The 9349-nt window shown below is 72.6% G+C and carries 9 protein-coding genes; 1 reads left to right on the top strand and 8 read right to left on the bottom strand.

All coding sequences use genetic code 11. The annotated features are described in order from the left end of the window. Positions 1-90 precede the first annotated feature (90 nt). The 8 genes from AB0G14_RS22140 to rapZ form a co-directional block, all read right to left on the bottom strand. Positions 91-432 carry an RNA polymerase-binding protein RbpA gene (locus AB0G14_RS22140; protein WP_357700175.1) on the bottom strand — a complete coding sequence of 114 codons (342 nt, stop codon included), beginning with the start codon at positions 430-432 and terminating at the stop codon, positions 91-93. A 133-nt stretch (positions 433-565) separates the two neighbouring features. Then, on the bottom strand, positions 566-829 hold the full coding sequence (gene secG / locus AB0G14_RS22135) for a preprotein translocase subunit SecG (RefSeq protein ID WP_091105184.1): 264 nt from the start codon (positions 827-829) through the stop codon (positions 566-568). 95 nt (positions 830-924) lie between these two features. Beyond that, positions 925-1716: a triose-phosphate isomerase gene (gene tpiA / locus AB0G14_RS22130; protein WP_357456816.1), complete on the bottom strand. Its 792-nt coding sequence runs from the start codon at positions 1714-1716 to the stop codon at positions 925-927. Continuing rightward, positions 1716-2915, bottom strand: a complete 1200-nt coding sequence (locus AB0G14_RS22125) for a phosphoglycerate kinase (protein ID WP_357700172.1) — start codon at positions 2913-2915, stop codon at positions 1716-1718. The genes tpiA and AB0G14_RS22125 overlap by 1 nt, the downstream gene beginning before the upstream one ends. Further along, positions 2912-3916 (bottom strand): type I glyceraldehyde-3-phosphate dehydrogenase, encoded by a 1005-nt coding sequence (gap, locus tag AB0G14_RS22120; RefSeq protein WP_357700170.1) that lies wholly within the window; start codon positions 3914-3916, stop codon positions 2912-2914. The genes AB0G14_RS22125 and gap overlap by 4 nt, the downstream gene beginning before the upstream one ends. A gap of 264 nt (positions 3917-4180) precedes the next feature. Continuing rightward, positions 4181-5161 carry a DNA-binding protein WhiA gene (whiA, locus tag AB0G14_RS22115; protein WP_067304387.1) on the bottom strand — a complete coding sequence of 327 codons (981 nt, stop codon included), beginning with the start codon at positions 5159-5161 and terminating at the stop codon, positions 4181-4183. A 54-nt stretch (positions 5162-5215) separates the two neighbouring features. Continuing rightward, positions 5216-6208: a uridine diphosphate-N-acetylglucosamine-binding protein YvcK gene (gene yvcK / locus AB0G14_RS22110; protein ID WP_357700168.1), complete on the bottom strand. Its 993-nt coding sequence runs from the start codon at positions 6206-6208 to the stop codon at positions 5216-5218. After that, complete coding sequence (gene rapZ, locus AB0G14_RS22105; protein WP_357700166.1) at positions 6205-7122, bottom strand: RNase adapter RapZ; 918 nt, start codon at positions 7120-7122, stop codon at positions 6205-6207. The genes yvcK and rapZ overlap by 4 nt, the downstream gene beginning before the upstream one ends. A gap of 280 nt (positions 7123-7402) precedes the next feature. Between rapZ and recQ the strand changes: the two genes are divergently transcribed. Beyond that, positions 7403-9241, top strand: a complete 1839-nt coding sequence (gene recQ / locus AB0G14_RS22100) for a DNA helicase RecQ (RefSeq protein WP_357700162.1) — start codon at positions 7403-7405, stop codon at positions 9239-9241. Positions 9242-9349 lie beyond the last annotated feature (108 nt).

Genomic DNA, 9349 nt, shown 5'->3' with positions numbered 1-9349 from the left:
CGAGCGCCTCGCTAAGCTCCTAGCCGTCACCGACTAGCCAACGCGTTGCAACGACCCCTTGAAACCGCCGCGTTAACAAGGGGCCCTTCCTTACAGCGCGGCGGGGCGGCCGCGGCGGCGGCGCAGGTCGGCGAGGGCCTCGGCCAGGATGGCCTCCCCCTCCTCGGCGCTGCGCCGCTCCTTCACGTACGCCAGGTGGGTCTTGTAGGGCTCCAGCCGGGCCCGGCCCGGCGGGTTCTGCGCGTCCTGCCCGGCGGGGAGGCCGCACCGCGGGCAGTCCCACACCTCGGGGACCTCGGCGTCGGCGGCGATGCGGATCTCGGTGTGGTGGTCGTTGCGACACCAGTAGGTGACCGCCCGGCACGGGACCGGCTGGTAGCGCTCGGCGGCGGACCCGATGCGGGTGCCCCGGATGACGTTGCCACTCGGCACGGCTGCTCGTTCCTGTCGTCGGAAGGGGTACCGCCGCGGAGGGGGCGGCGGGCGACGCGGTGCAGCGGGTGAAACGGACTGCGCGCGGCCCGTCAGTGACGGACCGCGCGCAGATTGTACGACCAGACGGCGCTCAGACGACGCCGCTGGCCGTCTGGAGGCGCAGCCAGAGCCCGAGCCCGACGATGCAGGCGAACCAGACGATGCCCACCAGGACGGTGTAGCGGTCGAGGTTCTTCTCCGCCACCGACGACCCGGCGAGGCTGGAGCTGACGCCGCCACCGAACATGCTCGACAACCCGCCGCCCTTACCGCGGTGCAGCAGGATCAGCATGGTCAGCAGGATGCTCGTGATGACCAGCAACACGATCAACGTGTATGCGAACCAGATCGGCATGGCTGGGGTCAGTCCTCTCGTTACGATCCTCGCCCGGGCAGATCGGGCACGGTGGCACCGACCGACGGACGGGCGGAGTCAAGGATAGCGAGCGATCAGCGGGCGATGTGCTCCGGGAACCGGCAGATCTTCGCGAACTCCTCGGCGTCCAGGCTCGCGCCGCCCACCAGCGCCCCGTCGACGTCCGGCTTGGCCATGATCGCCGCGACGTTGGAGGACTTGACGGAGCCGCCGTAGAGGACCCGGACCTGGTCGGCGGTGTCCTGGCCGAAGGACTCGGCCAGCCGCTGGCGGACCGCCTCGCACACCTCCTGCGCGTCCTCCGGGGTGGCCGTCTTGCCCGTGCCGATCGCCCAGACCGGCTCGTACGCCACCACGACCTTCGCCACCTGCTCGGCGGTCAGCCCCTTCAGGGCGCCGTCGAGCTGGTCGCTGCAGTGCGCCACGTGGGTGCCCCGGTCCCGGACGTCGAGCCCCTCCCCCACGCAGAGGATCGGGGTGAGCCCGTGGGTCAGCGCCGCCTGCACCTTGGCGTTGACGATCGCGTCGTCCTCGTGGTGGTAGGCGCGCCGCTCCGAGTGCCCGACCACCACGTACGTGCAGCCCAGCTTGGCCAGCATCGGGCCGGAGATGTCGCCGGTGTAGGCCCCCGACGCGTGCGGCGACAGGTCCTGCGCGCCGTAGCCGAGCAGCAGCTTGTCGCCGTCGACGGCGGTCTGCACCGTACGTAGGTCGGTGAACGGCGGCAGCACCACCGTCTCCACGTCGGTGAGCTGCTTCTCGGTCAGGCTGGCCGCCAGTTTCTGCACCAGCAGGTTGGCCTCGAGGTGGTTGAGGTTCATCTTCCAGTTGCCGGCCATCAGGGGCCGGCGGGTGGCGCTCGCCATCAGTTCTCCAGAGCCGCGATGCCGGGGAGGGTCTTGCCCTCCAGGTATTCCAAGGAGGCGCCACCGCCGGTGGAGATGTGCCCGAAAGCGGACTCGTCCAGCCCCAGCGCGCGGACCGCCGCCGCCGAGTCACCGCCACCGACCACGGTGAACGCCTCGGCCTTCGCGATCGCCTCGGCGACCCCGCGCGTGCCGTGGGCGAACGCCGGCATCTCGAACACGCCCATCGGGCCGTTCCAGAAGATCGTCCGCGCGCCCTTGAGGGCGGCGGCGAACCCGGCGACCGTCTCCGGCCCGATGTCGAGACCCACCCGCTTGCTGGGAATGCCGTCGGCCGGCACGGTGTCGTGCGCGGCGTCCGGGGCGAACGCGTCCGCGGCCACCACGTCGACCGGGAGCAGGATCTTGTTCCCGGAGCGCTCCAGCAGGTTGCGGCAGGTCGCCACCATCTCCTCCTCCAGCAGCGAGGAGCCCACCTCGTGGCCCTGCGCCTTCAGGAAGGTGAAGCACATCCCGCCGCCGATGAGCAGCCGGTCGACCGTCGGCAGCAGCGCCTCGATCACGGCGAGCTTGTCGGAGACCTTGGAGCCGCCGAGCACCACCACGTACGGCCGCTCCGGCTCGCCGGTGAGCTTCGAGAGGACCTCCACCTCGCGCAGCACCAGCCGGCCGGCGACGTGCGGCAGCCGCGCCGGCACGTCGTGGACGCTGGCGTGCTTGCGGTGCACGGCGCCGAACGCGTCGTCGACGTACGCGTCGCCGAGGGCGGCGAGCTGGTCGGCGAACGCGCCCCGCTCGGCGTCGTCCTTGCTGGTCTCGCCCTTGTTGAAGCGCAGGTTCTCCAGCAGCGCCACCTCGCCGTCGGCCAGCGCCTCCACGGCGGCGCGGGCGGACTCGCCGACGGTGTCGGTGGCGAAGTGCACCCGCGACCCGAGCAGCTCGCCGAGCCGCCCGGCGACCGGACGGAGGCTGAACTGCGGGTCAGGAGCGCCCTTCGGGCGGCCCAGGTGCGAGCAGACGACCACCTTCGCGCCGGCCTCGACAAGCGCGCCCAGCGTCGGCAGGACGGCCCGGATGCGGCCGTCGTCCGTGATGTCACCGGTCTGCTTGTCGAGCGGGACGTTCAGGTCGGCGCGCACCAGCACGCGCCGACCCGACACCCCCTCGGCGAGCAGGTCGTCGAGGGTACGGATGCTCACAGCGACTGACCCACCAGCTTGACCAGGTCGACCAGGCGGTTGGAGTAGCCCCACTCGTTGTCGTACCAGCCGACGACCTTGACCTGGTTGCCGACGACCTTGGTCAGCGGCGCGTCGAAGATGCACGACGCCGGGTCGGTGACGATGTCGGCGGAGACGATCGGGTCGTCGTTGTAGACCAGGATGCCCTTGAGCGGGCCCTCGGCGGCGGCCTTCAGCGCGGCGTTGACCTCGTCCACCGTGGTCTCCCGGTTGACGTTGACCGTCAGGTCGGTGGTCGAGCCGGTCGGGATCGGCACCCGCAGCGCGTAGCCGTCCAGCTTGCCCTTCAGCTCCGGCAGCACCAGGCCGATCGCCTTCGCCGCGCCGGTCGAGGTCGGCACGATGTTCAGCGCGGCGGCGCGGGCCCGGCGCAGATCCTTGTGCGGCGCGTCCTGGAGGTTCTGGTCCTGCGTGTACGCGTGGATCGTCGTCATCAGACCGTGCTGGATGCCGAACGTGTCGTGCAGGACCTTCGCCATCGGGGCGAGGCAGTTGGTGGTGCACGAGGCGTTGGAGATGATGGTGTGCTTGGCCGGGTCGTACTGGTCGTGGTTCACGCCCATGACGACCGTGACGTCCTCGTTCTTCGCCGGGGCGGAGATGATGACCTTCTTGGCGCCGCCGTCGACGTGCGCCTTGGCCTTGGTGGCGTCGGTGAAGAAGCCGGTGGACTCGATGACCACGTCCGCGCCGACCTCGCCCCACGGCAGCTTCGCCGGGTCCTTCTCGGCGTACGCCTTGATGGTCTTGCCGCCCACGGTGATCTCGTCGGCGGTGGCCTTCACCTCGTGCGGGAGACGACCGAGGATGCTGTCGTACTTGAGCAGGTGGGCGAGCGTCGCGTTGTCGGTCAGGTCGTTGACCGCCACGACCTCGACGTCAGCGCCGGACGCCAGCACTGCCCGGAAGAAGTTGCGGCCGATCCGGCCGAAGCCGTTGATGCCAACCCGGATGGTCACAGGTCCCATCTCCTTGCGTTCTGGTCCGCCGGCGTCAGACCCGGGCCGGCGGAGGTGTGTGCGCCGACCGTTGGAGCCGGCCGTTGACGGTTCATCTCGGCCACCCCGCCGCGGTCTCGAAGGACCTGACCGCCCGAGGCGGTGTGCACGGCGAGGAGTGCCTGTGCCGGCCCCCTTGCCGTACGCAGCGACCCTATCCGAGCGTGCGGCACCGTGCAGCGCCGGGTGGTGATCCCACTGGCGCCGCCGACCCTCACCGTCCTATCAGACCACGAGCATGTCGGGCGTGACGGCCGCTTCCGTATCCGGGATGCCCAGGTCCCGGGCCCGCTTGTCCGCCAGCGCCAGCAGCCGGCGGATCCGGCCGGCGATGGCGTCCTTGGTCAGCGGGGGGTCGGCCAGTGCGCCCAGCTCCTCCAGCGACGCCTGCCGGTGCTCCAGGCGCAGCTGACCGGCCGAGGTCAGGTGGTTCGGGGCGTCGTCGGCGAGGATCTCCAGCGCCCGGGTGACCCGGGCGGCGGCGGCCACCGCGGCGCGCGCCGAGCGGCGCAGGTTGGCGTCGTCGAAGTTGGCCAGCCGGTTCGCCGTGGCCCGGACCTCGCGGCGGACCCGGCGCTCCTCCCAGGCCAGCACGCTGGAGTGCGCGCCGATGCGGGTGAGCAGCGCGGCGATCGCGTCGCCGTCCTTGACCACCACCCGGTCCACCCCGCGCACCTCGCGGTTCTTGGCGGTGATGCCGATCCGGCGGGCCGCGCCGACCAGGGCCAGCGCCGACTCGGGGCCGGGGCAGGTGATCTCCAGCGCGCTGGAGCGGCCGGGCTCGGTCAGCGAGCCGTGCGCCATGAACGCGCCCCGCCAGGCCGACACCGCGCAGCAGACGTTCGCGGCGACGACGTGCGGTGGCAGGCCCCGCACCGGGCGGCCCCGGACGTCGAGCAGCCCCGTCTGCCGCGCGAGGGCCTCGCCGTCCTTGACCACCCGCACGATGAAGTGGCTGCCCTTGCGCAGGCCGCCGGAGGCCAGCACGTGGATCTCGCTGGGGTAGCCGTAGACCTCGGCGATCTCCCGCCGTAGCCGCCGGGCCACCGCCCCGGTGTCGAGTTCGGCCTCCACCACCACCCGGCCGGAGACGATGTGCAGCCCGCCGGCGAAGCGCAGCAGCGCCGCCATCTCCGCCCGCCGACAGCAGGGCTTGGGCACGTCGACCCGACTCAGCTCGTCCTTGACCGCAGCCGTCATCGCCATTGTGCGTCCCCTCACGGACCTGTTCCGGCGTGTCGCCGGAGATTACGTACGTGTCTAACGATCGGCGCCCAGGACAGGCACCAGTGCGGCGCCCAGGGCGGCCGGATCATGACGGGGAGTGCCGTCGGTGACCGCGATGGGAGCGAGGACCAGGCGGGCACCCAGCGATTCTGCCGCACGTTCGACCGGTTCGGGGTCACCCGCCGCCTTGGAATCGGCGACCACATGGTCGACCTTCAGCTCCGGCAGGTACCAGCGCAACGCGGCCAGGTGGTCGGCCAGGGAGAGCCCGAGCGTCTCCTTCTCCGACGCGAGGTTCAGCGTCACCAACCGCCGCGCGGGGCTGGCGACGACGGCGGCGGCCAACTCCGGCACCAGCAGGTGCGGCAGCACGCTCGTGTACCAGCTGCCGGGCCCGAAGATCAGCCAGTCCGCCGCGCCGATCGCGGCGACCGCCTGCGGGCAGGCCCGCGGGGCGCCCGGGGTCAGCCGCAGCGACTCCACCCGGCCGGTGGTCACCGCGACCTGGTGCTGGCCGGTGACCGTACGCACCTCGTCCGGCCGGCTCGGGTCGGCGCCGCGCACCCGCGCCTCGATGCCCACCGGCTCGCAGGACATCGGCAGCACCCGGCCCACCGCGCCGAGCATCGCGCCGGCGTGTTCCAGGGCGGCCACCGGATCGCCGAGCAGCTCCATCAGCCCGCAGAGCACGAGGTTGCCCACCGCGTGCCCGGCCAGCCCGTCGCCCCGCCCGGGGGCCGGGTTCTCGGAGCCCGGCGGCACCTCGGCGAAGCGGTGCTGGAACAGGCCGGCGCTGCGCCGGGTGGCGGGGTGGTCCCCGGCCAGCGCCACCAGCGCCTGCCGCAGGTCGCCCGGAGGCAGGCCGCCCCGCTCGGCGCGCAGCCGGCCGCTGGAGCCGCCGTCGTCGCCGACGGTGACGACCGCCGTGATGTCCAGGTCCAGCTCGGGGGCGCAGCGGCGCAACGCGCGCAGCGAGGCGGACAGGCCGTGCCCGCCGCCGAAGGCGACCACCCGCGTCGCCGTCACTCGCGCCCCAGGTCGCGGTGCTGGGCGTTGGCGGCCAGGCCGGACTGACGCAGCCGGGCCGCCAGCTCCTCGGCGATGGCCACGCTGCGGTGCTTGCCGCCGGTGCAGCCGACCGCGACGGTCAGGTAGCGCTTGCCCTCCCGCTCGAAGCCGGCGGTGGTGGCGTTGACCAGGTCGGCGTACGAGGCGACGAAGGCGTCCGCGCCCTCCTGCCCCAGCACGTACGAACTGACCGCCTCCTCCCGGCCGGTGTGCTCGCGCAGCTCGGGCACCCAGTACGGGTTGGGCAGGAAACGGGCGTCGAGCACGAAGTCGGCGTCCGGCGGCAGGCCGTACTTGAAGCCGAAGGAGAGCACGGTGACCCGCAGCCGGCGGGTGTCCTCGCCGCCGAACAGCTCCTCGATGCGGCGGCGGAGCTGGTTGACGTTCAGGTGGCTGGTGTCGATGATCACGTCGGCCTGGTCGCGGGCCTCCTCCAGCAGGCCACGCTCGACCGCGATGCCGTCGGCGAGCCGCCCGTCGCCCTGCAACGGGTGCGACCGGCGGACGCTCTCGAACCGCCGGATCAGCACCTCGTCGTCGGCGTCGACGAACACCACCCGGGGCGAGAAGCCGCGCTCCTTCAGCTCCCGGATCGCCCCCGCCAGGTCGGTGGAGAAGGCGCGCGAGCGCACGTCCAGCACCATCGCGGTGCGCCGGGCCGCCCCGCCGGCCTTGAACGCCAGCTCCGCCATGTCGAGCATGAGCGCCTGGGGCAGGTTGTCCACCACGTAGAAGCCGACGTTCTCCAGCGCCCGGGCGACCGTGCTGCGACCGCCGCCGGAAAGGCCGGTGACCACCACCAGGGTGGTGTCCGACTCCGTCGGTGTCAGGTCCTCGGCGACCCGAGCCTCGGGTGTCCGCGCCTCGTTCACTGCCTGCTCCCCACGGGTGACGCGGTCGGGCGACCGCGACTGGTCGATCTGCGACTCTATCCCTCGTCAGACGCGTCGACCGCGTAGGCCACGGCCGGGGCAGCCACGCCACCGCGAGCCCGGCCCCGCCGACGGTGCGGCGATCTTGCGCTTGTTGCCCCGACATATCGGTCCTATCACGCAATCCGAGGGCACAAACTGCACGATCGCCGCGCCCGGCGCGACGGGGGGCGTGCGCTCGGGTGCGGCGGGTGTCGGAGACGGTTCGTAGAATCCCCGGATGGCTTCCCCCACCGACCTGCGCACGTCCGACGCCCTGGAGACGCTGCGCCGGGTGTTCGGCTACGACGCCTTCCGCGGCTTCCAGCAGGAGGTGATCGACCACGTGGTGGCCGGCGGCGACGCGCTGGTGCTGATGCCGACCGGTGGCGGCAAGTCGCTGTGCTACCAGATCCCGGCGCTGGTGCGTGACGGCGTGGCGGTGGTGGTCTCGCCGCTGATCGCGCTGATGCAGGACCAGGTCGACGCGCTGACCGCGGTCGGCGTGCGGGCCGGCTTCCTCAACTCGACGCAGGACCTCGACGCCCGGCGCGCGGTGGAGCGGGCGTTCGTCGGCGGCGAGCTGGACCTGCTCTACCTCGCCCCGGAGGCGCTGGGCACCCGCCCGGTGCAGCAGCTGCTCGACCGGGGCCGGATCGGCCTGTTCGCCATCGACGAGGCGCACTGCGTGTCGCAGTGGGGGCACGACTTCCGCCCCGACTACCTCGCCCTGTCGATGCTGCACGAACGCTGGCCGGACGTGCCCCGGATCGCGCTCACGGCCACCGCGACCAGCGCGACCCGCGCCGAGATCGCCACCCGGCTGAAGCTCACCGACGCCCGGCACTTCGTGGCCAGCTTCGACCGACCCAACATCCAGTACCGGATCGTGCCCAAGCGCGAGCCCCGCAAGCAGTTGCTGGGCCTGCTGCGCGACGAACACCCCGGCGACGCCGGCATCGTCTACTGCCTGTCCCGCGCCTCGGTGGACAAGACGGCGGAGTTCCTCACCGCCAACGGCATCGCCGCGCTGCCCTACCACGCCGGCCTGGACGCGGCGACCCGCGCGCGAAACCAGCAGCGCTTCCTGCGCGAGGACGGCCTGGTGATGGTGGCGACCATCGCCTTCGGCATGGGCATCGACAAGCCCGACGTCCGCTTCGTCGCCCACCTCGACCTGCCCAAGTCCGTCGAGGGCTACTACCAGGAGACCGGCCGCGCCGGGCGGGACGGGCTGCCGTCGACCGCCTGGCTGGCGTACGGGCTGCAGGACGTGGTGCAGCAGCGCAAGATGATCGAGACCTCGGAGGGCGACCTCGCCCACCGGCGCAAACTCGCCGCCCACCTCGACGCGATGCTGGCGCTCTGCGAGACGGTCCGCTGCCGCCGCGCCCAACTGCTCGACTACTTCGGCGAGCAGGCCACGGCCGCCTGCGGCAACTGCGACACCTGCCTCGACCCGCCGGAGTCGTGGGACGGCACCGTCGCGGCGCAGAAGCTGCTCTCCACGGTGTTCCGGCTCGACCGGGAACGCAACCAGCGCTTCGGCGCGGGGCACTGCGTCGACATCCTGCTCGGCCGCACGACCGACAAGGTCACCCAGTACGGCCACGACTCGCTGACCGTGTTCGGCATCGGCGGCGAGCTGCGCGAGGCCGAGTGGCGCGGCGTGGTGCGCCAACTCCTGGCCGAGGGGCTGCTGGCGGTCGAGGGCGACTACGGCACGCTGGCCCTGACCGAGGCCAGCGCGGAGGTGCTGGGCCGCCGCCGCACGGTGATGATGCGGCGCGAGCCGGAGCGGGTCGCCTCGCCCCGGGCGGCCAAGCCGCGGGGGGCGGCCACCGTCGTGGCCGACCTGTCCCCGGCGGCCGCCGGGGTCTTCGAGCGGCTGCGCGCCTGGCGGGCGGCCACCGCCAAGGAGCAGGGCGTCCCGGCGTACGTGATCTTCCACGACGCGACGCTGCGGCAGATCGCCACCGACGCGCCGGCCTCCCTGGCGGAGCTGTCCCAGGTCAGCGGCGTCGGCGAGAACAAGCTCGCCAAGTACGGCGAGCAGATTCTGGCCGTCCTGGCCGGGTGACCGGCGGCCGGCTGAGCCACCGGCTACCGACCGAAGCTGCCGGCGACGGGGTTCGCCGGGCGCGACGATCGGGTCGGGAGGCAGAACCTCCCGACCCGATCGCGGTTG

Origin of the sequence: Micromonospora sp. NPDC023814 (assembly GCF_040639595.1) — a bacterium.
Taxonomy (GTDB): Bacteria; Actinomycetota; Actinomycetes; order Mycobacteriales; family Micromonosporaceae; genus Micromonospora.
The sequence above is the reverse complement of the archived record's forward strand: the minus strand, read 5'-3'. Positions and strand labels throughout refer to the sequence as shown.

Coding starts and splice junctions, on each gene's coding strand:
- secG (WP_091105184.1), bottom strand. CDS start 829: ATGCCGATCTGGTTCGCATACACGTTGATCGTGTTGCTGGTCATCACG.
- tpiA (WP_357456816.1), bottom strand. CDS start 1,716: ATGGCGAGCGCCACCCGCCGGCCCCTGATGGCCGGCAACTGGAAGATG.
- whiA (WP_067304387.1), bottom strand. CDS start 5,161: ATGGCGATGACGGCTGCGGTCAAGGACGAGCTGAGTCGGGTCGACGTG.
- recQ (WP_357700162.1), top strand. CDS start 7,403: ATGGCTTCCCCCACCGACCTGCGCACGTCCGACGCCCTGGAGACGCTG.